This is a genomic window from Nonomuraea sp. NPDC049421 (genome assembly GCF_040677005.1).
GTDB classification, from domain to species: Bacteria; Actinomycetota; Actinomycetes; order Streptosporangiales; family Streptosporangiaceae; genus Nonomuraea; species Nonomuraea salmonea.
The window spans coordinates 87,452-112,870 of the sequence record NZ_JBFAQA010000020.1 but is presented as its reverse complement, the minus strand read 5'-3'; the positions used below and the strand labels follow the sequence as shown (position 1 = coordinate 112,870).

22 protein-coding genes and 1 pseudogene are annotated in these 25,419 nt (G+C 70.5%); 6 read left to right on the top strand and 17 right to left on the bottom strand.

From position 1 onward, the window contains the following. Position 1: 1 nt before the first annotated feature. The 3 genes and pseudogenes from AB0K18_RS30500 to AB0K18_RS30490 form a co-directional block, all read right to left on the bottom strand. Positions 2 to 667 carry an MOSC domain-containing protein gene (locus AB0K18_RS30500; protein WP_364920977.1) on the bottom strand — a complete coding sequence of 222 codons (666 nt, stop codon included), beginning with the start codon at positions 665 to 667 and terminating at the stop codon, positions 2 to 4. Between the two features lie 10 nt (positions 668 to 677). Further along, positions 678 to 962 (bottom strand): annotated as a pseudogene (locus tag AB0K18_RS30495) (TetR family transcriptional regulator); the annotation flags it as partial. 178 nt (positions 963 to 1,140) lie between these two features. After that, positions 1,141 to 1,692 carry a DinB family protein gene (locus AB0K18_RS30490; RefSeq protein ID WP_364920976.1) on the bottom strand — a complete coding sequence of 184 codons (552 nt, stop codon included), beginning with the start codon at positions 1,690 to 1,692 and terminating at the stop codon, positions 1,141 to 1,143. A gap of 408 nt (positions 1,693 to 2,100) precedes the next feature. Here AB0K18_RS30490 and AB0K18_RS30485 point away from each other — a divergent pair, with 408 nt between their 5' ends. Beyond that, complete coding sequence (locus AB0K18_RS30485) at positions 2,101 to 2,325, top strand: ACT domain-containing protein (protein ID WP_364920974.1); 225 nt, start codon at positions 2,101 to 2,103, stop codon at positions 2,323 to 2,325. On the opposite strand, the gene AB0K18_RS30480 is transcribed toward AB0K18_RS30485, so the two are convergent. The 5 genes from AB0K18_RS30480 to AB0K18_RS30460 form a co-directional block, all read right to left on the bottom strand. Continuing rightward, the gene (locus tag AB0K18_RS30480; protein WP_364920971.1) at positions 2,322 to 4,085 is read right to left on the bottom strand and encodes an alpha/beta fold hydrolase; all 1,764 of its coding nucleotides are present in this window, start codon (positions 4,083 to 4,085) and stop codon (positions 2,322 to 2,324) included. The genes AB0K18_RS30485 and AB0K18_RS30480 overlap by 4 nt on opposite strands. Positions 4,086 to 4,825: 740 nt before the next feature. Beyond that, complete coding sequence (locus AB0K18_RS30475; RefSeq protein ID WP_364920969.1) at positions 4,826 to 5,284, bottom strand: hypothetical protein; 459 nt, start codon at positions 5,282 to 5,284, stop codon at positions 4,826 to 4,828. A gap of 152 nt (positions 5,285 to 5,436) precedes the next feature. Then, on the bottom strand, positions 5,437 to 6,141 hold the full coding sequence (locus tag AB0K18_RS30470; protein WP_364920966.1) for a YoaK family protein: 705 nt from the start codon (positions 6,139 to 6,141) through the stop codon (positions 5,437 to 5,439). A 106-nt stretch (positions 6,142 to 6,247) separates the two neighbouring features. Continuing rightward, positions 6,248 to 7,138, bottom strand: coding sequence for a hypothetical protein (locus tag AB0K18_RS30465; RefSeq protein WP_364920963.1), 891 nt, complete (start codon positions 7,136 to 7,138; stop codon positions 6,248 to 6,250). Positions 7,139 to 7,166: 28 nt separating this feature from the next. Next, positions 7,167 to 7,532, bottom strand: a complete 366-nt coding sequence (locus AB0K18_RS30460) for a peptidase inhibitor family I36 protein (protein WP_364920960.1) — start codon at positions 7,530 to 7,532, stop codon at positions 7,167 to 7,169. 315 nt (positions 7,533 to 7,847) lie between these two features. Here AB0K18_RS30460 and AB0K18_RS30455 point away from each other — a divergent pair, with 315 nt between their 5' ends. The 5 genes from AB0K18_RS30455 (at position 7,848) to AB0K18_RS30435 (ending at position 16,220) form a co-directional block, all read left to right on the top strand. After that, positions 7,848 to 8,276 carry a MarR family winged helix-turn-helix transcriptional regulator gene (locus AB0K18_RS30455; RefSeq protein ID WP_364920958.1) on the top strand — a complete coding sequence of 143 codons (429 nt, stop codon included), beginning with the start codon at positions 7,848 to 7,850 and terminating at the stop codon, positions 8,274 to 8,276. Beyond that, the gene (locus AB0K18_RS30450; RefSeq protein ID WP_364920956.1) at positions 8,266 to 8,781 is read left to right on the top strand and encodes a hypothetical protein; all 516 of its coding nucleotides are present in this window, start codon (positions 8,266 to 8,268) and stop codon (positions 8,779 to 8,781) included. Before AB0K18_RS30455 ends, AB0K18_RS30450 begins: the two co-directional genes overlap by 11 nt. Before the next feature lie 760 nt (positions 8,782 to 9,541). Next, positions 9,542 to 14,431 carry a ThuA domain-containing protein gene (locus tag AB0K18_RS30445; RefSeq protein WP_364920953.1) on the top strand — a complete coding sequence of 1,630 codons (4,890 nt, stop codon included), beginning with the start codon at positions 9,542 to 9,544 and terminating at the stop codon, positions 14,429 to 14,431. Between the two features lie 16 nt (positions 14,432 to 14,447). Beyond that, positions 14,448 to 15,083: a hypothetical protein gene (locus AB0K18_RS30440; RefSeq protein ID WP_364920949.1), complete on the top strand. Its 636-nt coding sequence runs from the start codon at positions 14,448 to 14,450 to the stop codon at positions 15,081 to 15,083. 66 nt (positions 15,084 to 15,149) lie between these two features. Further along, positions 15,150 to 16,220, top strand: a complete 1,071-nt coding sequence (locus AB0K18_RS30435) for a hypothetical protein (protein WP_364920946.1) — start codon at positions 15,150 to 15,152, stop codon at positions 16,218 to 16,220. 36 nt (positions 16,221 to 16,256) lie between these two features. Here the strand turns inward: AB0K18_RS30435 and AB0K18_RS30430 are convergent, their stop codons facing one another. The 9 genes from AB0K18_RS30430 to AB0K18_RS30390 form a co-directional block, all read right to left on the bottom strand. Beyond that, positions 16,257 to 17,594: a TfuA-like protein gene (locus AB0K18_RS30430; protein WP_364920943.1), complete on the bottom strand. Its 1,338-nt coding sequence runs from the start codon at positions 17,592 to 17,594 to the stop codon at positions 16,257 to 16,259. Then, the gene (locus tag AB0K18_RS30425; RefSeq protein WP_364920940.1) at positions 17,594 to 18,781 is read right to left on the bottom strand and encodes a YcaO-like family protein; all 1,188 of its coding nucleotides are present in this window, start codon (positions 18,779 to 18,781) and stop codon (positions 17,594 to 17,596) included. Before AB0K18_RS30425 ends, AB0K18_RS30430 begins: the two co-directional genes overlap by 1 nt. A gap of 9 nt (positions 18,782 to 18,790) precedes the next feature. Continuing rightward, positions 18,791 to 18,931 (bottom strand): hypothetical protein, encoded by a 141-nt coding sequence (locus tag AB0K18_RS30420; RefSeq protein WP_364920937.1) that lies wholly within the window; start codon positions 18,929 to 18,931, stop codon positions 18,791 to 18,793. A gap of 45 nt (positions 18,932 to 18,976) precedes the next feature. Beyond that, positions 18,977 to 19,948: an L-histidine N(alpha)-methyltransferase gene (locus AB0K18_RS30415; protein ID WP_364920935.1), complete on the bottom strand. Its 972-nt coding sequence runs from the start codon at positions 19,946 to 19,948 to the stop codon at positions 18,977 to 18,979. Between the two features lie 25 nt (positions 19,949 to 19,973). Beyond that, positions 19,974 to 21,227 carry an SGNH/GDSL hydrolase family protein gene (locus tag AB0K18_RS30410; protein WP_364920932.1) on the bottom strand — a complete coding sequence of 418 codons (1,254 nt, stop codon included), beginning with the start codon at positions 21,225 to 21,227 and terminating at the stop codon, positions 19,974 to 19,976. A gap of 74 nt (positions 21,228 to 21,301) precedes the next feature. Beyond that, the gene (locus tag AB0K18_RS30405; protein ID WP_364920930.1) at positions 21,302 to 22,666 is read right to left on the bottom strand and encodes an amino acid adenylation domain-containing protein; all 1,365 of its coding nucleotides are present in this window, start codon (positions 22,664 to 22,666) and stop codon (positions 21,302 to 21,304) included. After that, positions 22,659 to 23,942 carry a condensation domain-containing protein gene (locus AB0K18_RS30400; RefSeq protein ID WP_364920927.1) on the bottom strand — a complete coding sequence of 428 codons (1,284 nt, stop codon included), beginning with the start codon at positions 23,940 to 23,942 and terminating at the stop codon, positions 22,659 to 22,661. Before AB0K18_RS30400 ends, AB0K18_RS30405 begins: the two co-directional genes overlap by 8 nt. Further along, on the bottom strand, positions 23,939 to 25,105 hold the full coding sequence (locus AB0K18_RS30395; protein WP_364920924.1) for a cytochrome P450: 1,167 nt from the start codon (positions 25,103 to 25,105) through the stop codon (positions 23,939 to 23,941). The genes AB0K18_RS30400 and AB0K18_RS30395 overlap by 4 nt, the downstream gene beginning before the upstream one ends. Then, positions 25,098 to 25,376, bottom strand: a complete 279-nt coding sequence (locus tag AB0K18_RS30390; protein WP_364920921.1) for a phosphopantetheine-binding protein — start codon at positions 25,374 to 25,376, stop codon at positions 25,098 to 25,100. The genes AB0K18_RS30395 and AB0K18_RS30390 overlap by 8 nt, the downstream gene beginning before the upstream one ends. Positions 25,377 to 25,419 lie beyond the last annotated feature (43 nt).

The following is a 25,419-nucleotide window of genomic DNA, read 5'->3' as shown; positions in this document are numbered from 1 at the left end:
GTCACTCCTCCGGCGTCTGCGCGTTGATGCGCCGGAGGGCACGTCGCCGCTCCCCCTGCGGCAGCGCGTCGGCGGCCGGCAGCCGCGGCAGCAGGTCGGGTTCGGAGGTCATCGCCCGGAAGACGAGCTCGACGGTCACCTCATGGCCGGGGCGGTGGACGACCTCGACCAGGTCACCGGCGCTGATCTCGCCGGGCTCGATCACGCGCAGGTACGCGCCCGGCCGTGCGGCCTTCGTGAACCGCTTGATCCAGCCCTCCTGCTCCAGCCAGCCCTGGAAGGTGCGGCACGGGATGCGCGCGCAGGACACCTCCAGGACGAGGTCCCGGCCGATCCGCCAGCGCTCGCCGATCAGGGCGCCGTTGACGTCGAGGCCCAGGGTGGTGAGGTTCTCCCCGAAGACGCCGTTCGGGAGCGTCCGCGCCAGCTCGGCCTCCCAAAGGTCGAGATCCTCGCGAGCGTACGCGTAGACGGCCTGATCGACGCCACCGTGATGCTTCACGTCATGGACCCGGTCACCGGCGAGGCCGACCGCGCCGGTGCCCTTGGGGCCGGGAGCGGCGACGGCGACAGGACCGTCGACCGGCCGCTTGTCGATGCCCGTCAGCCTCAGCCCCTTCCACGGGTTCGGACGGGGGTGGCCGATGTTGACCGAGAGCAGCTTCATGACATCGACGCTACGTGGCGTCGCCCGATGCGGGCCACGCGTTTTCCTCCGAGGTGCGGACGGCTCGTTGCAGGACGGCTCGTAGGTGCTCGGGGTCGGCGGGCGCGTTGTCGAGGAGGATCGCGGTGCACAGCCCGTCGGAGGCCGCGACGAGGGCGGCGATGGCCTGGGGGTCATCCGTCAGGGTGGTGGCGAGTTCGGCGATGTTCTCGCTCCAGCGTCGTGCCACAGGACGCAGGGCGGGCCGGCGGGCGGCCAAGGTCGACAGCTCACGTTCCGCCAGTGCGCGTTCGCGGCCGGGACCGGCGTCACGTGGACGCGGCGGGTGCCGCCATCGAGACGGCCCTCGTCAGCGACGGCCGCCGCCCTCCGGGACAGGCGTTCGGCGAACTCGGTGGAGGACGTGTCGAGCAAGGTCGAGGAGCCTGGCCGCCGACGCGGCGGCCGACACCCTCTGCACCCCGTTCACGCCGTCAGCGGCCGGCGTCTCGCCACTGGTAGAGGTCGCGCAGCAGGGCGATCTCGGCGCCGTGGTGGATCACTTCCTTGTTGACGTGCTGGACGATGACCTCCATGGGGTTCCGCTCGGGGCCTACCGCGGGCGGGTTCGCCAGGTCGGCGTCCGAGAGCTTGCGGACCCCCGCGTTCCATCTCCCGTACATCTCATCGAGCTGCTTGAGCGCCTCGTCGGCGCTTCCCGCGTACGGAAATGTCTGGACGTCGATGTCCTCGCCGCCGAAGTGCCATCCGACCCGATATCCCAGGCACGAGACGATGACGTGCGCCATCCGCCAGGCGATCGTGGTCACCGGCGCCGGTACCGGATCGGGGGACGCGTAGTCCATCGTCCACTCCCCCGCCCCCGCCGGCATCGGCGCGACCGACCGCCCCTGGGGCCGGATGCTCCAGCAGCCGCGTACCGGCTCCCAGAAGTACTCCTCATCGGTGAGACCGCCGAGGCGCGGCCTCAGGTTCTTGCGCCAGTGCCAGTCCAACTGCTCCGCGAGCCGCTCGCTTCTCGTCATCCGGGCACCTTATCCACCTTCGGCGAAATTCTCAGAAGAGTTCCGCCTGCACACTCCGCCCGGTGACGCCAGGCGCGCGAAGGCTTGCGCCGCGACCTGTACGTCCGGCGTCACAGCGTGAGACGGCACCGCCCGCACACTCGGCTTAGGGTTTCAAAACGTTCGCCGGGTGCCACCGCCACATGAGCGGGCGGGGCGCAGGATCTCTGGTGAACACGCGTCCATGATCTCGCTCACGACCCAGCACCTGCGAATCGTCTCTCCAGAGTTCGCCATCGAGCAGCTGCCGCATACGGCGTCGCCCGAGGACGACTGGATCGTGCTTGTTCGCGCGCCCGAAGGGCTGACCGTCGTCCGCGCGGTCCGGCTCCTGGAGTCAAGGGGAACGATGGATCGGTTTCTACAGCGGTGCGACGGCCCACGGTCTGGACGTTCCCGGGATGCTGGGTAGCGATCATCAAGCCGCTGGCAGAGGCGGCGATCCCGGTGTTCGTCGCCTCGACGTCCGACGCCGACCTGGTTCTGGTTCCACTTGAGAAAAAACAGCAGGCCGTCATCGCCCTGGAGGAAGCCGGGCACCAGGTGGAAAGGGGGGACGGCAAGGCCGGTGCGCCTTTCCGGTCACAGCGCTAGCCGAAGGGTACGCCGTCGAAGGTGCCGGACAGGGACGGGTGAGTTCCGAATGCCGTCCAGGTCAGCGTCACCTCGTGGGAGCGTCCGCCGGTCTCGGCACGGAGCGTGGCGGTGGCGCGGCCGTCCGGGTCGAGCTTGATGGTGCCGCTGACCCGCAGATCGCGTACGAACCGCACGCTGTCGAGCGTGATGTCCTGGCCGAAGGTGACCCGGCCGCCGCGCAGCCCCGGCTCGTCCGTCCGCCCGAAGTAGTAGAAGGCGTGCGGGTTGCGACGGGCGGTGGCGTCGGCGGCGGTGGCGAAGGTGGCCGCGAGGATCCGCCGCCGGCTCGGGCTGAGCTCGCGGGCCGGGTGCGGCGCCACGTCCCTGAGCTTCTGCGGGAATGCGCCGACGGCGCGGTAGTTCTCACCGGTGCATTTCTGGTCGACCACCCGCTTGGTGGTCAGGAAGGTGCGCAGCATGCCGCGCACGCACTCACCCATCGGCGACGGAAGGAAGGACTGCGCGTGGATCCCGAACGGGATGCGGATGACGGTGGCGTTCGGGAAGGCCCGAAGTGAACGCTCCACCTCGGCGGGGCGGTTGACGTCGAAGTCCCCCGCCACGGCCAGGACGGGCACGCCGGGCAGCGCCTGTCCGGGCGGGCGCAGCGGGCTGTGCCGCGGGGTCGGCCAGTTGATGCACCACTCCAGGCTGGCGATCGCCTCGGTGGCGAAGAAGTCGGTGGGCTGGAAGGGCGCCATCGGGCGTTCCCGGTCGTAGTACCGCTCGGCCTGCGCTTGACGCTCGGCTGCCGATGCCGGCCGGTCGAAGGGGAAGGAGCCGTCGCCGCAACGGAAGGCCACATGCCCCGCAAGCCACGGAGGGTTGAACGGCGGGATGGTTTCGGGAGTCAGCCGGGCCAGACGGCGTAGGGGAGCCGGGTCGCCGTTGAGGTAGGCGTGTGCGGCCGCGACGCTCTCCCGGCCGAGCACCGCTTCGGCCGGCTCACGCAGGGTGAGTGCCTGGTGCAGCGTCACCTCCGGGTCGGGTTGCTTTCGCAGCCGGTCCACCAGCCTCGTCCATGTGCCGGAGGCTTCGCCCGGCAGCGCGTCACACGCCTTCGACCGCCCGCAGACGAGATCGAGGTTGTCGAGCCGGGCGTCGAACCTCTGGTCGGCGTAGCCGTCGCGACCGATGACCATCGAGCTGTCCAGGAAGATCGCGTCCAGGCTGTTCGGGTACCGGGCCGCATATGCCTGGGCGTACAGGGTGCCGTAGGAGTTGCCGAAGTAGCTCATCTTGCCCAGGCCGAGCGCTCGCCGGACCGCGTCGAGGTCGTGTGAGGCCTGGTCGGCGGTGAAGTACGCGCCCCGGGGACCCACGCTCTTGGCGCAGGCGGCGACGGTAGCCGGCTTGAAGGGGTCGGCTCCCGGACACAGCAGCGGCGAGGACTGCCCCATCCCGCGCGGATCCATGACCAGGAGGTTTTTCCGGTCAAGGACAGGTCCGAGAACCTGCTGAATCTCGGGTGTCGCCGGCAGAGCCGGTTGCGGCCCGCCGCGGTTGGCCGCCACCGTGCCGTCGGCGTCCTTGGCCGGGATGAAGGTGAAGGCTACGGAGATGCGTTCGGAGGAGGGGTTCTCCCAATCGAGGGGGACCTCGATGGTGCCGTCGCAGCGCGTGGTCGCGGTCGCGCACTCATGCAGTCCGGTCGGCGGGGTCGGTGCGCCGGGCAACAAGGCCGCGGCCAGCACGAGTACTGAGGTTTTTGCGATCATGCCCACAGTTTCGTTGCTCGCGCTCCGGGTTTCTTCAGCCTCTTGGAGGATTCGCTCTGGGAGCTTGTTCCTAGAGCCGGCTGCGACCGTGAGCTGATCTCGGCGCAACACTCCTGGTGACGATGCCGCTGAGGACGGCACGGAACTCTGGCATCGGGTCACGAACCGACGCGCTGGTCAGGGGCGGCAAATGCCGAAATCGGCGACGTAGGTGCCTGCCTCGCCGGTCACCCCCGGCACTCCCGATCCGGGCACGCCGGCGGTGCCGGCCGCGCTGACAGGGCTGTCGCGCGGTGAACGCGACGTGGTGCTGCTCATCGCTTACGGTGCTCGCCGCGGCGGCCGACAGGCTGGCCGCCCGGCCCTCAGGCACCGGGGTGTGGTGGCGGCGCGAGATGGTGCACGTGACGCGGACGAAGACCGCGACCCACCCCGTCGAGAAGCGAGTCAGGGACGTGCTGTGGGCGAGCCCGGAACACGGGTTTCGGACACAGCGCGGACTCGTCTCCGCCAAGCCGCTCACGCCCGCTGACGAGCAAGCGTGCTAGGACGCGGGCTCGCCCGACCTGTGCGACGGCTGCCAGTCACGACGGCAAGCAGACCCCGGAGACGTGGCTGTGGGGGCGAGCGAATGGCTCCTCCACCGAAGGAGTCGACTTTCTCCTGACACGGCATTGTCCCGGGCGTCATGGCGGCAAACCGCTATACGGAGGCGAATGGTGGAGGTCTTTGGCGGGCCCTCAAGGCAATCGGACGATGAGTACGGCCCACTTGGCTCCGGGCGGGGCATGGACTGTGACCTGATGATTTTTCAGCGGCTTGCGCGGATAATTGTCGACCGTCACCGTAGTGTAGCCATCGATACATTTGCGGAGGAAATTCAGCCCACTAGTGGTGATGACCTTCAACTTTCCCTCGAAGCCGACGCAGTCCACCGCCACCACGTAACCGTTGCTGAACCTTGCTTCTGCGGTCCAGCTGCTCCGCTCTGCCTTCTCATCGGCGTACGAAAGCACCACCTTCCCTTTGACTCTTTCTTTCAAGTCGGCGAGAGGTCGCATTTTCAACGGAGTTGTGGTGGAGGTGCGTAACGGACGAAGTGGTTCTGTCGTGGAAGGCGCCGCTTCGCGATCCCCCTGGACGGGTGCCGTACAGCCCGAAAGAAGCATCACCATCAAGGCGCCGGCAAGTCTGTGCATTCCTGACCTCATCTCGGCAATTCATCCGCTGGCCAGGGGACACGCTACGCGATCTTGGTATGCCAGGCCTGCGTTCGCTCCTTCCGTGCCGCCGTTGTGGAAGGCAGCGCTGATGGCCTCGCCCGCCGGTAATCGCAAGACCGATCGTTCTCTCAGCGTGGCTGTGTACGGGGCATGAGGTCGCGGGCCACGTACGCGATGAGGATGAGCAGGATGAGGTCGGCCGCGAGCGGGGCGGACATGCCAGTGACCATGTAGAGCCCGGCGCCCAGGAGGGCGCCGGCGAACATGGCGGTGACCGCGCAGGCCCGGCGCCGCCACGCGTGCTCGGGCGCCTGCGAGACCAGCCGGGTGACGATGCTCGTGACGACCGTGATGTTGACCAGGTCGGGCACCGCCATGCGGAGCGCGACGGCGTTCTGCATGCCCATGCCGTAGCCGAGCAGCACGATGAGCGCCACCGTCGAGGCCGTGCCCTGCTCGTCGGTCAGCAGGACCACGCCGAGCGCCGCCGCCACCAGGACCGCGTGCGTGACCGTGAGGTGGAACAGCCGGCGGCGCGGTTCCTCGATCTTCCTGGACACGCGCCCCTCGCTCCACGCCCCGGCGGCGAACGCGGCCAGGGCCAGCAGGTGCGCCCACAGCTGGTGCCGGGGCTGGCCGAGGACCGAGAAGCCGGCGAAGACCACGTTGCCGGTCATGTTGGCGACGAAGACGTGGTTCAGGCCGAGGAAGGTGACGGCGTCGATGAGCCCGGACGAGACCATCAGCATGACGAGCAACGCCGGCAAGGGGCCGTGCTCGTTCGTGCCGTGGGGAAACAGCGCATCGGAGAACCAGTGCGCCGGCCTGTTCACGGACGACCTCCCAGACGATGCCCCCGATGTCCCTCGATGCCGAGTACACGTACCCGGACGGGCGGGCAATCATCCTGCGAGGTCAGGCAGCGTGTCAGCGCTCGCGCTACGGTGTGCGGGCGAGGATGCTGCGGGCCGTTTCGAGTTGCCGGTCCTTGCTCGCCTTCAGCGCCCGGAACTGGTCGGCGTGATCGCGGACGACGTCGTTCTGGAGGCGTTCTTCCGCTTCGGCCCAGACGGGGACCAGGCCGGTCTTCTCCTTGCACCGCACGTCGGCCACGGCCACGCGGATCTCCTCGGGCGACGGCGTGGCGGCGCGCAGCCATCGCTCGTCGGTGATCGCCTGAAGAGGGTCCGCGTACGTGATGCCGGCCGCCTTCATGCAGGTGCTCCAGGAGCGGAAGACGCGCAGCACGTCCTCGTCGCGCTGGGAGGCGTCGAAGGTCTGGTCGATGAGCCTGTTGAAGAGGGAGGCGTCGACGTCCGGGGCGGCGTGGAGCCGAGTCCTGCTCGCCCTCGCCTTGCAGCCGGCCTCGTCGCCGTCCGGGCTGTCGCCGTACGCGGCACGCCGCTCCATGGGCGACAGCTTCTCCGTCCGGAGATCCCATCGCGCCCTGCGGGCCGCCACCGAGGGCATCTCGGCGGGGACGTGATAGCCGAACAGCCGGGCCATCTCCGGTTCGATGACGCCGTACCGGCGCCGGTGCGGGGGTTCGACGTCCTCCTGCCGGACCCTGGGCAGGGGTTCCCACGTCATGCCCTGCTCGCGCATGCAGTCGCCGATGAGCACGTCCTCGGCGTCCTCGATGATCGTCATCTCGGCCGGGGAGAAGTTGTAGACGTCGAAGGGGACGCTGAGCCGGCGTGCCTCCGCTCCCGGCGGCGGGACCGCCTGCTGGGGAGGCGCGTACGTCGTCGCCGCCGAACATCCGGCGGCGACGACGCATCCCAGCACGACGCCCGTCAGCCGGACGGACACTGCCGGCTGCGACGCCATGACGGGCAGGGCCGTCCCGAGAACGAGATCACAGGACCGAGCTCGTCTTGTTGTCCCAGCCGTTGTTGGTGAAGTCCTTGTCCTCGCTCTCGGGCTTGGCCGTGTAGCCCCGGGTGCCGGCGCAGTTGGGCTTGTCGAACAGCCAGGCGGTCTTGCCGGTGTTGTTCACCATCGAGCTGGCCATGTTGCTGAACTTCCCGGTCTGCGTCCAGCACTGACCCGTGATCGGGAACTGGACCATGTACCCGCTCTTGAAGTTGTCGTGCTCGTACAGGCAGAACTTGTTGGGGGCGCACGCGAGGTTGTCGACCGCATGAGCGCTCGTGCCGAGGCTCATCACGCAGGTGATGCTGACCAGGACCGCGCCTGTCGCCTTCATGAGCTTGTGCTTCACCTGTTCGTCCCTTCGATTGAGCGGATGCCTCGCGCCAGTACGCGCTTCAGACACGTCCCGCTTACTGGGAGAAAACCTAGCGATTGATCGTTTACCGGCACAAGATCTTCAAGCGAAGATGATCAATCGGACCCGCCCGCGATCACACGGGGACCATCGGGGCCTGAACGGGCAGGTCAGCCGGGGTTGGCGGCGGCTTGACGGCTCAGGAAGGCGGCCAGGAAGGGGTTGACCGGCTTGGAGTCCGTGAGCCGCACCCGTAGACCAGCACCGCGATGGTTGTAGGGCACAACTACTTGGTTGTATCGTCGAACCATGGCGGATGAGCGTGACCTCCAGGAGGCGGTGGCCCGGTTCGTGCGGGCGTTCGGGCTGCACCAGCCGGACCAGACCCCGTGCGGGCAGCCCGTCCCCGTGTCGGAGGCGCACGCGCTGGGCGAGCTGGCCAGGGACGGCGCCCTGCGTCAGAGCGAGCTGGCGCACCGGCTCAAGCTGGAGAAGAGCACCACGAGCCGGCTGGTCACCCAGCTCATCAACCGCGGCTGGGCCGAGCGCATCCCCGCACCGGGTGACGGGCGCGGGCGGCTGGTCCGGCTCACCGGCCGGGGAGCCCAGGCGGCGGCCCGGCTGGCCGAGGCCAGGGCTCAGCGGTTCTCCGCCGTCCTTGACCGCGTCCCCGAAGCCGAACGCGCCGACGTCCTGCGCGCCCTGACCATCCTCACGGAGGCCATCGATGACACTTAGAGACCGCCGCGTCCAGGCGCTCATCGCGGCACTGGCGCTCGTCGCCGCGGCCGCGACGGCGTACGCGCTCATCATCCGCCACGACGAGCGGGCCCTGGCCGACCGGCAGGCCGAGATCGCGGCCAAGAGCGGGCAGGTGATGCCGTTCGATCTGGAGCGCACCACCCACCGCTTCGCCAAGGCGGCCACCGGCGGCGTGCAGACGGTCACCTCCGACGACCCCGGCGACGCCGAACAGGTCAGGTTGATCCGCGAGCACCTCACCGCCGAGGCGGCCGGCTTCGGCAAGGGCGACTACGGCGACCCCGCCTCTATCCACGGCGGCGAGATGCCGGGCCTGCGCGAGCTCGAACAGGGCCACAGACGCATCGCCATCCGCTACGCCGAGCTGCCCGACGGCGCCCGGATCACCTACACCACGACCGACGCGTCACTGATCGCCGCGTTGCACGCCTGGTTCGACGCGCAGGTGACCGACCACGGCCGGCACGCGGAACACGGCTGACACCTTCACTGTTCCCGCCCGCATACCCAACGGGGGCAGGGTTGGAAAGCCGACCTCACCAGGAACATCACCGTGATGTCCGTTCGCCGTGCCACCCCTGACGACGCGACCACCGTGCACGGCCTCATGCGAGGTCTCGCCCACCACCAGCATCAGAGATCGGCGTAGTGATCACAGGACCGTGCCCCGCCCGCCTGACGGGCCGGTCGGCACCACCGCGGCGGCACCGAGGTCGGCGTCAACGATGCCGGTGCGGCTCGTACCGGCTGCTCAGGCGGGCGGGACGTTCTCGTACGGGGCACGAAAAGGGCGCAGTGCGACAAGCCGAATTAAAAGAGGGGACTTTCGCCGACACAAGGGTGAAATCGTTTGCGACTTTGGTAACGGTTCGATAACTTACGCCGGATCTCACGCGTTAATACGCCGATGCCATCTCGTCACGCGAGAGAGGCCTTCCCGGCCGGACATCCCCGTGTTACAACTCCGTTGAATTGATCTCGGAGGCCCAACAAAAAGGGGCTTGGAGACGGCACCCTCCAGCCTTGGCACCACCTGCTCCACCGAAGTGGCAACAGCGCGGCGGCGCGCGCCTTGCCTGACGTCCCCATGGTCAGGAAGGTTCTCCATGTCACCACGTCATCGCACGTGGGCCAGGCTGCTCCGTGCAGTCCTGCCGTTACGCCCGTTACCCAGGCGCCGGACCACGACGATCACCGCCTTATCCCTCCTCATCGCCCTCCTCCCGGCGCCGGTGAGCGCCATGACCGCCACGACCGCCACCGCCACCACCGCGACCGCCGCGACCGCCACGGCGCACCACGCCTTCAAGGTCCTGATCTTCTCCAAGACGACCGGCTTCCGGCACGACGCGATCCCCGAGGGCATCGCGGCCATCCAGCAGCTCGGTCAGGACAACGACTTCGCGGTCGACACCACCGAGGACAGCACCGCGTTCACGGACCAGAACCTCGCGCAGTACCAGGCCGTGATCTTCCTGTCCACGACCGGTGACCCGCTGACCACACAGGACCAGAAGGACGCCTTCCAGCGCTACATCAGGAACGGCGGCGGCTTCGTCGGCGTGCACGCCGCCGCCGACAGCGGTTACAGCTGGGAGTGGTACGGCGACCTGGTCGGGGCGTACTTCAAGAGCCACCCGGCGATCCAGCAGGCCACGGTCAAGGTCGAGGACCCGGCGCATCCGTCCACGAAGGACCTGCCGGTGACGTGGAGCCGTACCGACGAGTGGTACGACTACCAGGCGAACCCGCGCAACGAGGTCCACGTGCTGGCGTCGATGGACGAGACGTCCTACAGCGGCGCCACGATGGGCGCCGACCACCCGATCACCTGGTGCCACGACTTCGACGGCGGCCGCTCCTGGTACACCGGGCTCGGCCACATGAAGGAGAACTACAGCGAGCCGAACTTCCTCAAGCTGCTGCTCGGCGGCATCCAGACGGCCGCGGGCGCGATCAGGGCCGACTGCTCGGCCTCGCAGAGCTCCAGCTTCGAGAAGGTCACCCTGGACGACGACACCTCCAACCCGATGATGGTGGACGTCGCCGAGGACGGCCGCGTCTTCTACATCGACCGCCTCGGCGACGTCAGGATCATCAAGCCGTCCGGCGGCACCGTGACCGCCGCGCAGCTCGACGTCTTCACCGCCAACGAGAGCGGCCTGCTCGGCCTGGCGCTCGACCCGGGCTTCGCCACCAACAACTGGGTGTACCTGTACTACTCACCCGCCGGGGAGAACGTCGACCGGCTGAGCAGGTTCACCGTCACCGGCGACACCCTGGACCTGGACAGCGAGAAGACGATCCTCGACGTCCCCGTCCAGCGGGCCGAGTGCTGCCACCACGGCGGGGGCATGGTGATCGACCCGAAGAGCGGCGACCTCTGGCTCGCCACCGGCGACAACACCAACCCGTTCGCCTCCGACGGCTACACGCCGATCGACGAGCGCTCAGGCCGCTCCGCCTGGGACGCCCAGCGCACCGCGGGCAACACCAACAGCCTGAGCGGCAAGCTGCTGCGCATCCACCCCGAGGACGACGGCACGTACACGATCCCGGACGGCAACCTGTTCCCGCCGGGGACGGAGAAGACGAAGCCGGAGATCTACGGCATGGGGCTGCGCAACCCGTTCCGCATGGGCCTCGACCCGAAGACCGGGCACATCATGCTCGGCGAGTACGGCCCCGACGCCTCCTCCGCCAGCGCGGCGCGCGGCCCGCAGAACACCGTCGAGTGGAACATCGTCTCCGAGCCGGGCAACTACGGCTGGCCGTACTGCGTCGGCGACAACACCCCGTACGTCGACTTCGACTTCGCCACCCGGCAGTCGGGGGCGGCCTTCAACTGCGCGGCGCCGGTCAACGACTCGCCGAACAACGACGGCCTGACCAGCCTGCCGCCGATCGTCCCCGCGACGGTCTGGTACCACTACGCGGCCGACCCGCAGCACTTCCCCGAGCTGAACGGCGGCGCGCCCATGGGCGGGCCGGTCTACCGCGACGACCCCGAGCTGGACTCGGACGTCAAGTGGCCGGCGTACTGGGACGGCAAGGCGATCTTCGGTGAGTGGAACAACGACACGGTGTGGTCGTTCCAGCTCGACGAGGACGGCACCGAGCTCGTCGAGATGAACAAGATCCTCACCGGCTTGTCGTTCAAGAAGCCCATGGACATGAAGTTCGGCCCCGACGGCGCGCTCTACATGGTCGAGTGGGGCTCCGGCTTCGGCGGCGACAACGCCGACTCCGGCATCTACCGCGTCGAGTACACCAAGGGGACCCGCCCGCTGATCGCCCGCGCCACGGCGGACAAGACGGACGGGCCGCTGCCGCTGACCGTCACGTTCTCCAGCGAGGGCAGCAGGGACCCGGACGGCAAGCCGCTCACCTACGCCTGGGACCTCGACGGCGACGGCGACACCGACTCCACCGACCCGGGCCCGTCCTTCACCTACGAGGAGGGCGGCGACTACAACGCCGTCCTGACCGTCACGAACCCCGACGGCAGGACCGCCACCGCGAGCGTGACGATCGCCGCGGGCAACACCCGTCCCACCGTCACCGTGGACGTGCCGCCGAACGGCGCGTTCTTCGAGTTCGGCGACCAGGTGCGGTTCGAGGTCACCGTGACCGATGCCGAGGACGGCACGATCGACTGTGACCGGGTGCGGATCCAGGCGATCCTCGGCCACGACAGCCACGGCCACCCGCTCGACCAGCAGCAGGGCTGCGAAGGCGTGCTGCAGACCCAGCAGGCCGGGCACGGCGAGTACGAGGACCTGTTCTACGTCATCGAGGCCAGTTACGCCGACGACGGCGCCAACGGCGCCTCTTCCCTGACCGGGCGCGGCGAGGTCATGCTGGCGCCCAAGCGCAAGCAGGCTGAGCACTTCACCCGGACCGGCCGGGTGACCGGCGGCACCGGCACCGACACCCCGGGCGTCGCGGTGGAGACGACCTCCGATCCGCAGGGCGGCAACGAGCACGTCGCGTCCATCCAGGACGGCGACTGGTGGTCGTTCGACCCGGCGAACCTGTCGAACCTGACCGCGATCCGGCTGCGCGCCGCCTCCGGCGGCCCCGGCGGGACGGTGCAGGTCCGGATGGGCGATCCGGAGACCGGTACGCTGATCGGCTCGGCCGAGGTGGCGCCCACCGGCGGCTGGCAGACGTTCACCGACGTCACGATCGACCTGGCGGAGCCGCCGACGCAGAGCGGGCCGCTCTACTTCGTCGTGCGCAAGCCGGCGGAGGCCGCCGACGACGCGTACCTGCTCAACGTCAACTGGGTCGACTTCGTCGGCAAGGGCGCGACGCACAACCAGCACCCGGTGGTGACCGCGACGGCCACCCCGGAGACGGGCGTCGCCCCGCTGGAGGTCGCCTTCAAGGCGACGGCCACCGACCCCGAGGGCGACCCGATCACCTACAAGTGGAACTTCGGCGTGGACGGCGCTCCCGAGCCCACCACCGCCGAGGCGAGCCACACCTACACCGTGCCGGGCACCTACACCGCCGTGGTGACCGCGACCGACGACAAGGGCGCGTCGGCCACCGCGCAGGTGCCGGTCAGGGTGACCGCGCCACCGACGGTGTGCTTCACCGGCCGATCCGACGACTTCCTCGGCGACCAGCTCGACCGTGACCGCTGGACCGTCGTCAGGGAGAACCAGGACCTCAAGGTCGAGGACGGCAAGCTGGTGATCCCGACCTCGACCACCGACATCTACAGCACGGGCGGGAACACGCCGAACATCGTCCTGCAGCCGGCCCCGACGGGCGCCTGGACGGCCACGGCCAAGCTGACGCTGGACGCGCGGGACGCGTACCAGCAGGCGGGCCTGGTCATCTACGGCGACGACGACAACTACGCCAAGATGGTGCTGCAGGCCCGCTCGACCTCGGGTCCCGACCACGCCAGCCGCATCTTCCAGTTCATCAGGGAGGAGAACGCCGCCCCGAACGAGGTGGCCGAGAGCAACACGGCCGCGCTCGGGGACGCCTACCCCGACACGGTGTACGTGCGGTTCGTCAGCGACGGCAGCAGCATCACCGCCCACTACTCCGCCGACGGCACCACGTTCACCGCGATGCCGCAGACCAAGTCGCTCGCCGGGATCACCAACCCGAAGATCGGCCTGATCTCGCTCGCCGGGGCGAACCATCCGGTGGTGGACGCCGCCTTCGACTGGTTCCACCTCATCCCCGACGACACGGCGACCGCGCCCGCCCCGGACGACGAGTTCGACGGCACCGCGCTGGACGCCTGCCGCTGGAGCGAGATCGTCCGCCCCGACCCCGCCGCGCTGCGGGTGCGTGACGGCAAGCTGGAGCTCGACACCACGACGGGCGACATCTACGGCACCACCAACAGCGACCCGAAGAACCTCATCCTGCAACCGGCCCCGGACGGCGACTGGACGCTGGAGACCAAGCTGGACGCCTCGGCGCTCAACGAGCAGTACCAGCAGGGCGGGCTCATGGTGTACGCCGGTGACGACGACTACGTGAAGCTCGACTTCCTCACCACCAACGCCCCAGGGGCCACGGTGGCGCGGGCCATCGAGCTGCGCAGCGAGGTCGGCGGCACCGTGCAGAGCCCGCAACCGCAGGCCAGTAACCTCACCGGCGGTGAATGGCACCTGCGGCTGGTCAAGGAGGGCAGCACCTTCACCGGCTCGTACTCCGCCGACGGCGAGACGTGGACGGCGCTGTCCGCCCCGGTGGAGAACAGCGCGCTGGCCTCCGGCGACGTGAAGGTCGGTGTCTTCACCATCGGCACCAACCAGACGGCCTCCAAGACGGTCACGTTCGACCACTTCCGCCTCACCGAGGCGGCGCAGGTCGAGCTGGTGGTCTCCGCCGCGTCCCGCTGCATCGGCGCGTCGGCGTACGTGGCGGTCACCGCCGTCAACCGCTCCGCCGCATCGGCCTCGGTGACGCTGACCACGCCGTTCGGTACGAAGACCGTGGCCGGCGTGACGCCGGGCAAGCAGGCGTACCAGTCCTTCAACAGCCGGGCCGGGCAGATCGAGGCCGGCACGGTGACCGTGGAGGGCACGGCGACGATCGGCGGCCGGGAGGTCACCTCGTCGTACGACGCCGCGTACCCGGCGCTCGACTGCTCATGAGAGACGGAGGGATCACATGATCACCACCAGGATTCCGCGGCTGCTCGCCGCCGCGGTGATCGGCGCCGCCCTCACCGGCGTCGCCGTGACCGGTCCCGCCGTGGCGCAGGACGACCCCGAGGACGGCATCGACGTGTCGGTGACGATCGAGCCGCGCACCACTCCAGGCGCGGTGTCCATGACCGTCGCCGACAACACGGGCGTGGCCCTGCAGGAGAACGGCTCCGACGCCGCCGCCCGGCAGTTCGTCGGCACCCTGCCGACGGTCACGGTGACCGACACCCGCGACCCCGCGCAGATTCCCGCCGGTGACTTCTGGGCGGTCGTGGGTCAGGCCGGGGAGTTCGTCTCGGCGGACGGCTCCGCGCCGCCCATCGGCCCGCAGTACCTGGGCTGGCGGCCGCAGTTGCTGAGCGACTCCCCCACCGGCGCGGTCGCGGCCGGTGAGCCCGTCTCCAGCGTCATCTCCGACGGCTCGGGAGCGCCCACGGTCGGCCTGCAGGGCCAGGAGCTGCTGGTCTCGACGGCGAACTCCGCCGACGAGATCGGCACCTGGCAGGTCAACGCCGACCTGGCGCTGCGCACGCCCGCCGACGTCGCCGCCGGTGAGTACCGCACGACGCTGACACTCTCCCTGTTCAACCAGTCCTGACACGTGGCCGGCCGTCCGGGGCCTCAGGGTCCCGGACGGCCCCTGACGAGACCGGAGACATGCCTGTTGACCCTGTTGATCACAAGCCGTAGGCGGCGCACCCTCGCCGCGCTGGCCGCCTTGTCGGCCGCCGTCCTGATGGGACCGGCGGCCGTCCTGGTGGGGCCGGCGGCCGTCCTGGTGGGGCCGGCGGCCCACGCCGACGTCACCTGGTCGGTCGTACCGGCGAACACCGACGTCACCTGGTCGGTCGTACCGGCGAACACCGGCGGCCCCGACGGCCGCACCGCCATCGACCTCGAACTCGCCGGCGGCCAGCAGGTGGTCGAGCATGTGGCGGTCATCAACCGCTCAACGGAGCCGGTCGTGTTCGGCATCGACGCGGGCGACGGCTACCTGACCTCGAAGGGCTACTTCGACATGCGGCCGTCCGGGGTCGAGCCGGTCGACGGCGGCTCCTGGATCACGGTCCCCGAGACGGTCACCGTCGCCGCCGGCGCCACCTCGGTCGTCCCGGTGACGGTGTCAGTCCCCAGGAACGCGACGCCAGGCGACCACCCGGCCGGCGTGACCGCATCCCTGGAGACGGTCTCCGGCCAGGTACGCGTCCAGAACCGGGTGGGCGTCCGCCTGAACATCCGCGTCACCGGCGCCTACGTGGCCAAGCTGGCCGTGACCGACGTAAGAGCGGAGTACACAGGTTCCTGGAACCCCTTCACCGCGGGAACGGTCGAGGTGACCTACACCGTCGCCAACACCGGCAACGTCCGCGCGGTCACCGGCAACCAGGTCCTGACCTCCACCTTGTTCACCGAGAACACCTGGACCGACCCATCAACAGCCAGGGCCAGGGAACTGATGCCAGGCGGCCGCCGCACCTTCACCGCCCACCTGCCCGGCACCTGGCCACTGGGCCCGATCGGCACGACGATCGTGGCACTCCCCTCCCCCGCGACCGGCCCCCTCCCAGGCGTCGCCACCGAGCAGGCGGCGGCCACCACAAGGGTGTGGGCGCTGCCCTGGCCACAACTCACCCTGGCCGCCCTGCTCACCCTCGCGGTCGTCGCCCTCCGCCTGAACGCCGCCCGCCGCCGCAAGCGCCTGGAAAAACTGATCGCAGTCGCCCAGCAGGCGTGATCCCGGCACAGGCGCCTGCCCGCCCGCCCTGACGAGTCAGCCGACGCGCAGGTCCATGAGGTCAGGGTTGTACTTCGCCAGGAGGTAGAAGGGTCTGGCAGCGGCGATCAGGGTGTCTCGGGAGGGAATCCCTCGGTCCAGGGCCTGCAGTTCCAGGGTGTCGGGGTCGGCGCCCCAGCGTTCGCTGATCAGGTCAAGGATGCGGTCCGTTGACAACGTGTGGATGTCGAAGGTGGACTGCGTCCGCTGGGCGTGCTGGTTCACCGTTCTTGCGGCGTGGACGAGGTTCGCCGCAGCCGACATGATCGGGCGGCCGCGCAAAGCGTCCAGGGCCGGGGCGTCGGCGGGGGCTCCGGGGGTCAGTTGGAAGCTGCGGGTCAGGAAGGTGGCGAGTTGTTCCTTCGAGGGCTGACTGCGTTCTGCGGGGGTCAGCCACAGGTCCAAGAAGTCCAGCTCGTCGGGCGTCTCGGGGATGATCGTGCGGTGGCGGGCGTGTGCCAGGGCGGCGTCCAGGGTCGGCTGCGGGGGCTGGTCGGTGCATTCCTGGACGATGTGGGTGTAGGCCAGGTTCCGGTAGAAGTCGGGGTAATCCTCGGCGAAGAGCTGGCACATCCGCAGGATGCTCAGCTCGGGGATCGGCCCGTCCCCGGTGTCGAGGTCTCGGGCGCCGAGCTGCCAGCGGTGCAGGTAGATGGACCGCGCCAGGGTGAACGAAGCGGGCGCGGGGTCAGGCCGGAACGTGCGGAGCTCTGCGATCAGCTCCAGGGCGTCGTCGCGTTTGAGGTTGACGGGGCGGGTCGTGCACACGTGCCGCAGCGCTTCGAGCTTCTCGGCTCCAAGAGCGCGGGCCAGCTCGATGAGGGCGGGGTACGAGCGCAGCCGGTACGGGCGGCGGGCCAGCTCGGCGGCGAGATCCGCGGCGGTGGGTTCGCCGAGGATGCCTTCCCGTACGCACAACCGCAGGGTCGCGCGGATGTTGACGAGGGCCTCGGTGATGGGCCGGTAGCCGTCCTCCGGCGGGCCGTGCAGGAGCGCCACCTCGTCGTCGGCGGTCAGCCGGCCGTCGCGGTAGTCGCGGTAGACACGCCCGACGCCGCGCATGCCGAACGTGTCGAGCTCGGCCGCCCGCAGGGCGCCCATGCTGGCGGCGCCGACGACGGTGACGCCGGACTCGATGAGGGCGAGGATCTCCTTGTGCCGGACGGCACGGGTCTGACGGAAGTAGCCGTCGATGATGCCGACGACGTCGCCCTGCTTGGGCGCGAGCTTCAGCAGGTCTCCCGCACCCACCGGCGGCAGCACGGTGACGTCGTCCGCGGCGAGCAGGCCGGCGGCGTCCGGCAGGCTGGGGCCGGCGAAGAGGTACGTGGTCATCACAGGAACGCCGATCGGCGGAGCAGCCCGGGGCAGACCACGCGGACGACGGGGACGCCCAGGTCGGGCCTGGTGTGGTCGGCGACCAGCGGGGGCCGCCCGGCCAGGGCCACCACGCGGCCGACCGTGGTGCGCAGGTCGTCCGCTAGGGTCTCGTTGCGTACGGAGGGGATCTCGTCGTAGCCGAGCCGCCCGGCGTCCGACGGCGGCGTCAGATCGGCGGGGACGTCGGTGACGGCGCGCCGGTAGGCGCTCGAGGTGAGGTCGTCCCTGGCGCCGGCGATCTGGGTGACGCGTGACTGCGCGGCCTCGGTCAGGGCGCGGCACAGGGCGACGTCACGGTCGAGGTGGGTGCCCGCGCCGGCGAACAGCACGGGGAACTCCTCGCTCCTGATGGTGGCCAGGAAGCAGGCCAGGCCGGTGGGCGACGGGGGCACCTCCACCTGGACGTCGATGCCGGCCGCGGCCATCAGCTCCAGCAGTTCCCCGGCGGGGCCGTCGACGGTGGCCAGGTTCAGGAGCGGTGACGGCGGGCCGGTTTCGGCGCGGGCCAGGCTGTCGCGTTCGATGACCTCGTAGAGGCCGTGCAGCGCCGCTTCCTCGAAGGTGTTGCCGCCGGCCAGCCCGTTGCTGTTCTGGGCGAACAGCGGCGGCATCCAGGTGTCGCGGACGCGGCCGTCGAGCCGCAGCAGTTCGGTGGGCAGAAACGTGGGTGTTCCGTCGTCCATGCGGGTCGCCCTGGTCCACGCCAGCTCCAGCCCTGGCCGGAGGTGGTGGCGGGGTTCGAGGTGCAGGTCGTGGACGCGGTAGCCGCAGACGCGTTCCATGTCGGCGACGGTCGCGGTCACGTCGCCTGGGCCGAGGCGTTCGGCGTGCCAGGACTCGATCGACTCCATGGCGGCCGAAACGCGGGCGTGGTCGTGGGTGAGGCCCTTGCCCTGGCTCACGGACACCGCGCGGGAGTTGGGGCGTACGGCCTGCCACACCGGGATGCCGATCTCGTCGAGCCAGGTGACGTCGGCGAGCCGGGTGATGCCGACGATCGGGAAGAGCGGCTGGATGCGCCGCAGCGTTTCGGCGGGGGCCAGCACGCGGTGGGTGCCGGACAGACACGCCTTGCGGGTGTCGCCGGGGGCGGGAACGGGGTGGGTGATCACGCCGTCCCCGCCGGTGGTGAGCCGGGTCAATCCGAACCGTCACGCACCGTGGACGTCGGCGGGGTCGAGGTTGTCGTCGTCCTTCAGCCTGACGCTCCAGACGGTGTCCTTCATGGACGTCTGGAGCACGCTGTCGAGGTCACCACGGAGCTGGACCGCGGTGGGGAAGTTGAGTGTCATCCGAAGCCTTCCGGTACCACACTGGTGATCAAGTGCCGAGTGTAGTCAGGAGGGATCATCCTGAGAAGGTGTGGCGGCGACGAGGATCATCTGCCGGTCGTCGCCGTGCTCGAAGAGGCGCACGCGGAAGCCGCAGCGGGTGAGCTGGTCTCGCACCGCCGCGCCGTCGTGGTAGAGGTAGCGCCAGATGAGCACGCGGTCGCCCGGCTCGAACGACGCCGTCCGCGCGCCGAAGGCCACGGTGACCGGCTCGGCGAACCGCACCCGGACGAAGACCTCGCTGCGGACGGGGCCGAAGCCGGTCTCGGTGACGTACCAGGAGCGGTCGATGCCGAGCAGGTCCAGCCCCATCAGCTGCTGCGGCTTGTACGGGCCGCCGACGCTGACCTTGTCCATGAACGGCGGCCGGTCCACGCCGGTGTCGACGCGCAGCGTCAGCAGCAGCACGTCCTGATCGTTCATGGCGGCGCGTACGTGCCGCAGGAGCCGGTCGGGATCGGGCACGTTGTACGCGGTCCCGCCGGCCAGGACCACGAGCCGGACCGCCTCATCGGGCTCATCGGTCAGGACACGGGCGAGGTCGGGCCCGGCGAAGTCGCCCTGGCACAGCACGAAGCGTTGCGAGGGGAAGTCGGCGCGCAGGGCCTCCCCCGCCATTTCGAGGATCTCCCCGCTGATGTCGATCCCGCGGTAACCGGCCAGCCGGGACGCGTCCAGGAAGTGGCGGATGACCCCGCGCACGGGACGCGTCGTACCCGGTCCCAAGTCGACGATCCGCACCGGCGACGACGGCGGCGCGAGCGCGAGGAGCTGCCCGGCGTACCGCTCGGGCAGCGTCTCCATGCCGGACTGCGCCTCGCCCGCGCGCCACAGCTCGCCGCCGTCGCCGAGATAGGTCAGCTCGTACGGGAACTCGCCCCGCTCTTCGATCGCGTCGGCGATCGCGTTGCTCTGTGCCGCCGGGTAAGTCCGGTGGAAGTCCTCACCCGGCGACACCACATGTTGTTCCACACCCATGACGCCCGACCGTACCGGGCCCGGGTCAGGAGACGGTGATCGTGCCGTTCGAGTCGCGGGCGCACGTGACGCTCGCGCGCGGCCCCGCGGCGACGGCGCCGCTCAGGCACTGGCCGAGGACCGTGTGGCCGGCGGCGCTGGGGTGCCATGACTCCTGGCAGGTCTGGAAGTAGGTGACGCAGGTGTTCGCCGCCCGCTGGATGCGGATCTTGTCCCACCCGGACAGGCTGGTGACGGGCGTACCGGTCGGCCCGTCCTGGACGCGGACCGGCGTCGCGAGCGCGCCGGACGGGCTGCCGGAGTTCTCGCAGAGGCGAGCCCCGTCGAAGGCGCGCTGGACGTCCAGGACGCGCACGTCGGCCGCCGGGCGTTCGGCCGCCAGCGTGGCGTGCGCGTTCCTGACCAGGGTGCCGAGGTTCTCGGAGAACACGTGCCCCGGCCCGAGGCTGGCGCGGTGGATCGGGCAGCCGGCGGCGTAGCGCTCGGCGCCGAGCGCGCGGAACTTGTCGCGGGTGTCCTTGCGGCCGTCCTCCTCGTGGTACGGCGTGGCGAGCTCGGGCGGCAGCGGGTTGGTGTAGGTCTGCAGGATCACCTGGTGGACGCCGTCGGCGTCGACCTGGGCGAGGGTGTCGAGTATCTGCCGCAGGGCGGCGGTGGTCTCGGTGGTGGCGGCGGCGACCTCGGCGGCGGTGGCCAGGTCGGAGGCGGAGCAGGGCTGCTGCGGCACCTCGCCCTTCAGGTACGCCCAGAACTCCCACCAGCCGGTCCAGGCGTCGGCGATGAACCGGTTGGCGCATAACGTGGCGACGTCGCCGAAGGTGAACTGGCTGTTGTTGGAGCCGAGCCCGATGAGGACGACGTCGATGTCGTGCGTCTGGGCGACGGCGCGCAGCTGGTCGAGCTGGGCGGCGACGGTGCGGCCCTCGGGGCGGGCGCTGGCGGGTGCGGTGATGTCGGCGGGCTGGGCTCCGGAGCAGGCGAGGTTGACGCGTTGCTGGATGCCCGGCAGCGACGCCTTGAACAGCGAGGCGTTCGCCGACCGGTGGCAGAAGTAGGCGTTGCTGTTGGCCGCCGACCAGCCGGGGAAACCCTGCGTCGTGCCGGAGGAGTCGACGACGGGCTGGTAGTCCCCCGCGCCCTCGCCGCTGACGAAGCTGTCGCCGAGCGCGACGGCGGCGGTGGGGAGAGCCGCCTGCGCCGGTCCACTGTGCACGGCTTGGACGCCCGCCGCGCTCACGAAGAGCATGACGACCGCGGCGGCGCGCTGGAGGAACCTCATGACCACCCATTTCCTACTGAACCAGTACGAAATTCGTGGGTTGATCACAACATGCCGCACCGGGCGCGTCAAGATCAGCCGTCGTCGAGCGCCGTGTAGTCGACCTTGCCGTTGGGCAGGCGCGGCAGGGCGTCCACCCGCTGGAACACCGTCGGCACGGCCACCACCGGCAGCCGGTCCAGCAGGTGCGCGCGCAACGCCCGGCGGTCGATCCGCTCCTGGTCGGTGGCCAGGAAACCCTTGAGCCGCGCCGGGCCCCGCGTCACGCCGACCGCGGCCTCCCGTACGCCGGGGAAACCGGCCATGGCGTGCTCGATCTCCGCGCGCTCCACCCGCGCGCCGCTCAGCTTGAGCTGGTGGTCGGCGCGGCCGTGGAACAGCAGGGCCCCGTCGCCGCGCCGGGAGACCAGGTCACCGGTACGGTAGGCGTCCCCGACGCCCTCGGCCAGGCCGGGACCGGAGATCACCAGTTCGCCGACGCCGTCGTTGTTCTGCTCCGCGATGGACACCCGCGCGCCCTGGACGGGGTGGCCGATGGGCACCCGCGCAGAATGGGCGTCCTCGGGGACGCAGCGGTGGACCGTGCTCCAGACGGTGCACTCGGTGGGGCCGTACTCGTTGTAGAGGACCGCGCCGGGCAGCGCGGCGTAGTGCGCGCCGACCAGCGCGGGCGGGCAGGTCTCGCCGGCGACGATCACCGTGCCGAGCGATCCGAACGCGTCCGCCAGGCCGTTGCGGAGCGCGAGCCCGTACAGCGACGGCACCATGAGCAGGTGGGAGGGCCGGTGCTCGGCGGCGAAGCGCGCGGCGGCGGCCAGGTCGGAGGGGCGCTGGCTGGGGATGACCAGGGTGCCGCCACCGGCCAGCGTCCAGTAGATGCCGGCGACCGAGCTGTCGAACGAGATGGACGAGCACAGCAGGAACCCGGTGACCGGCGACGGGTAGTAGGCCAGCCGGGCGGAGGTGGACCAGGCAAGGGCCGCCCGGGAGATCGTGACGGGCTTGGGCGTGCCCGTCGAGCCGCTGGTGTAGCAGGTGTAGGCGAGCCGGGCCGGGCCGGCAGGGACCGCGTCGCCGGAGAGCGTGGTCATGTCGATGCGGCACGACGGCCCGTTCAGCGGGACGATCATGTCCGGCTCGATGAGGGCGATCCGCGCCCCGCACGCCTGGGCGACGTCCTGCTGCCGGCCGACGGGGAAGGCGGCGTCGATGGCGACGTACCGGCCGCCGGCCCGCAGGACGGCGAGCATCCCGATCACCGCCCACCGCGACAGGTGGGCGTGGATCACCACGGGCTCGTCGGGTTCAAGGCCCGCCTCCAGCAGCGCCCGCGCGAGCCCGGCGCTGCGCCGGTCCAGCTCCCGGTAGGACAGCCCGCCTTCGCGGTCGGCGATCGCGGTGGCCGGGCTGGTCAGGTGCGTTTCGATGAGCTCAAGCATCGGCCAGCCGCTCCAGTACGCGCAGGAACCCGGCGATCTTCTCCTCCACCCACTCCTGCCCGAACATCTCGGCCTCGCAGGAGACGATGCCGACCACCTCCTCGTCCACCCGCATCGACCACAGCAGGTGCAGCGGCATCACGGGCGCGGGCTGCCGCTCCTCGGGCACGGGCGTCAGCAGCAGCGCCGGTTCGTCCGAGGTGGGCGCGAACGGCGACTTCGGGATGAGCTGGAACACCGGGAACGTGCGCTCCACGACCTCCGCCGGATCGAAGATCAGCGCGGTGAGGTCCGGCGCCTCGGGCAGCACCCGCAGCAGCGGCACGTCGTGCCGGTAGGCCGCCCGGCACACCTCGTCGGCGCGGCGGCTCAGCTCGTCCAGGTCGCCGGGGTTCTCGGTGGTGATCCGCAGCCAGAGCAGGTTGAGCATGAAGCCGGCCGTGTACCACTCCGATGGCTTGCGCCCGGCGGTGATGATCGGCACGACGGCGTCATGGCGCCCGGCCCAGACCGACGCGGTGAACGCCGTGAGCAGCAGCGTGAACGGCGTCGTCCTGCGCCGCCGCGCCACCTCGGCGAGCCGCCGCCACAGCTCGTCGGGCACGGTGAAGCGGCACGTCCGCTGCTCGCCGCGCCTGCCGGGGGTCGGCACCGGCAGGGCGAGGTCCGCCACGCCGTCCAGCCGGTCCTTCCAGTACGGCAGCGCGTCCGTGATCGTCTTCTCCCATGAGGGCGAGAAGTCGTCGGCGGCGACCTCGGCGTACCCCAGGGCCTGCGAGCCCGGCGGCGGTCCGCCCCGCAGCCGGGCGGTGTAGGCGTCGGCCAGGTCGCGCGCCAGCAGCGTCAGCGACCAGGCGTCGGAGACGAGGTGGTGGGTGACGATCACCAGCAGGCTGGTGCCGTCCGCGCAGCGGCCGAGGTGCACCCACAGCAGCGGCGGCTCGTCCGGCGGGTACGCCGCGTTCGTCGCCATCGCGAGGAAGGCGTCCTCGTCGTCCGCGTCGTTCACGTCGTGCACCAGCAGCCGGCCCGGCACGCTGTCGTGCACGTGCGCCTTGATGCCCTGGCCGGCGTCGCGGACCACGGCCGTGCGCAGCGCGTCGTGCCGGGCCACGACGTCGTCCACGGCCCGGCGCAGCACGTCTTCGTCGATCTCGTGCGCGACCCGGTAGGCGGCGCGCACGATGAACGCCGGGTTGAGCACGCTGCCCGGCACGGCCAGCTCAAGCCCGAGCAGCAGCTGCTGGGCGTAGGTGAACGGGATCTCTGTCGTCATCTGCCTCTCCTGGGCACGCCCGTGATGATCAGCTTCTTGAAGCCGGTGAGGAAGGTCGATCGCACGCGGACCGGCTCCGCGGCGAGCGCGACGTCGGCGAAGGTCGCGAAGAGCGTCTGGAAGAACAGCCGCAGCGTGAGCCGGGCCAGGTGGGAGCCGATGCAGTAGTGGTGTCCGCTGCCGAAGGCGAGGTGGCGGTTCGGCGTACGGGCCGGGTCGAACGCGTCCGGGTCAGGGAAGATCTCGGGGTCCCTGTTGGCGGCGCCGATCCAGGCGACCACCGGCTCGCCCGCCGGGAGCGCCACGCCGGACAGGCGTACCGGGCGGGTGGTGTGCCGCATGAAGTGGCTGCCGGGCGACGCCCAGCGCAGCGCCTCCTCCACCCCGCCGCGCAGCAGATCGGGGCGGGCGGCCCAGGCGCGGTAGCCGCCGTCCCGGGCCAGCTCCGCGACGGTCGAGTTGACCACGTTCGGCAGGGTCACGCTCGCGCCGAGCAGCAGGCTGTAGCAGTTGGAGACCACCGTGCCGGGGCCTTCCGGCAGCATCAGGCTGATCAGGTCGTCGCCGGGGGTGCGGGCGCGCTCGCGTACCAGGTGCAGGAAGTACGCGAACAGCTCGCGGTGCGCCTGCCGCAGCGTCGTGGCCGCGTCACCGGCGACCTGGTAGTCGGGGTCGTCCTCGGCGCCGGCCGCCATGACCAGCGTGAGCAGGCGCGGCCGGTCGGCGTGCGGCAGGTCGAGCAGCGGCCCGACCAGCGCGAGCGGCAGCCCGCGCACGGCCTCGGCCACGTCGAAAGGCCGCCCGTCCAGGCCGGGGGCGAGCAGCTCGGTGATCGCCGCGACGATGGCGGGCTCGTAGGCGGCGGCCGAGCGCATGCCCATGAGCTTCTGCAGCGGGGCCCGCATCCGGTCGTGCGCGGGCGGGTCGGTGGCGGCGAGCTGCCGGCCGGCGGCCGGGTCGGGGCGGCCCAGCAGGTTGAGCAGGGTGCCGCGCTCGCTGGTGAAGCACGTGTGGTCGCGCAGGACGCGGTCCACGTCGGCGTACCGCGTGACCGACCAGAAGCCCCGCTCGTGCCGGTGCACCGGGTCGTTCTCGCGCAGCCACCGCCAGGCCGCGTACTGGCCGCCCGCCTCGAACAGGCCGGGGTCGGACAGGTCACGCATGGCCGATCACGGCGGCCAGCTCGGCGATGGTCGGCGACAGGAACAGCGCCCAGGCGGGCACCTCGAAGCCGAACTCGCGGTCGATCGCGAACTGCACGTCGGCCGCCAGCAGGGAGTCGCCGCCCAGCTCGAAGAAGTCGTCCTCGATGCCGACGGGCGCGACGCCCAGCTTGTCCTCCCACAGGGCGGCCAGCCGGCGTTCTGTGTCGGTGCGTGGCGGCTCGTACCGCGATTCGAGTTCGAGGTCGTCCCGTGAGGTGACAGTGGTCATGCCGGCTCCGTGATCAGGTTCCGTCGTCAGGTGAACGCGCAGG

Excerpts from the sequence above, each read along its gene's own strand:
- AB0K18_RS30500 (WP_364920977.1), bottom strand. The coding sequence starts at position 667 with ATGAAGCTGCTCTCGGTCAACATCGGCCACCCCCGTCCGAACCCGTGG.
- AB0K18_RS30490 (WP_364920976.1), bottom strand. The coding sequence starts at position 1,692 with ATGACGAGAAGCGAGCGGCTCGCGGAGCAGTTGGACTGGCACTGGCGC.
- AB0K18_RS30480 (WP_364920971.1), bottom strand. The coding sequence starts at position 4,085 with ATGATCGCAAAAACCTCAGTACTCGTGCTGGCCGCGGCCTTGTTGCCC.
- AB0K18_RS30475 (WP_364920969.1), bottom strand. The coding sequence starts at position 5,284 with ATGCACAGACTTGCCGGCGCCTTGATGGTGATGCTTCTTTCGGGCTGT.
- AB0K18_RS30465 (WP_364920963.1), bottom strand. The coding sequence starts at position 7,138 with ATGGCGTCGCAGCCGGCAGTGTCCGTCCGGCTGACGGGCGTCGTGCTG.
- AB0K18_RS30455 (WP_364920958.1), top strand. The coding sequence starts at position 7,848 with ATGGCGGATGAGCGTGACCTCCAGGAGGCGGTGGCCCGGTTCGTGCGG.
- AB0K18_RS30450 (WP_364920956.1), top strand. The coding sequence starts at position 8,266 with ATGACACTTAGAGACCGCCGCGTCCAGGCGCTCATCGCGGCACTGGCG.
- AB0K18_RS30445 (WP_364920953.1), top strand. The coding sequence starts at position 9,542 with ATGACCGCCACGACCGCCACCGCCACCACCGCGACCGCCGCGACCGCC.
- AB0K18_RS30440 (WP_364920949.1), top strand. The coding sequence starts at position 14,448 with ATGATCACCACCAGGATTCCGCGGCTGCTCGCCGCCGCGGTGATCGGC.
- AB0K18_RS30430 (WP_364920943.1), bottom strand. The coding sequence starts at position 17,594 with ATGACCACGTACCTCTTCGCCGGCCCCAGCCTGCCGGACGCCGCCGGC.
- AB0K18_RS30420 (WP_364920937.1), bottom strand. The coding sequence starts at position 18,931 with ATGACACTCAACTTCCCCACCGCGGTCCAGCTCCGTGGTGACCTCGAC.
- AB0K18_RS30415 (WP_364920935.1), bottom strand. The coding sequence starts at position 19,948 with ATGGGTGTGGAACAACATGTGGTGTCGCCGGGTGAGGACTTCCACCGG.
- AB0K18_RS30410 (WP_364920932.1), bottom strand. The coding sequence starts at position 21,227 with ATGAGGTTCCTCCAGCGCGCCGCCGCGGTCGTCATGCTCTTCGTGAGC.
- AB0K18_RS30405 (WP_364920930.1), bottom strand. The coding sequence starts at position 22,666 with ATGCTTGAGCTCATCGAAACGCACCTGACCAGCCCGGCCACCGCGATC.
- AB0K18_RS30400 (WP_364920927.1), bottom strand. The coding sequence starts at position 23,942 with ATGACGACAGAGATCCCGTTCACCTACGCCCAGCAGCTGCTGCTCGGG.
- AB0K18_RS30395 (WP_364920924.1), bottom strand. The coding sequence starts at position 25,105 with ATGCGTGACCTGTCCGACCCCGGCCTGTTCGAGGCGGGCGGCCAGTAC.
- AB0K18_RS30390 (WP_364920921.1), bottom strand. The coding sequence starts at position 25,376 with ATGACCACTGTCACCTCACGGGACGACCTCGAACTCGAATCGCGGTAC.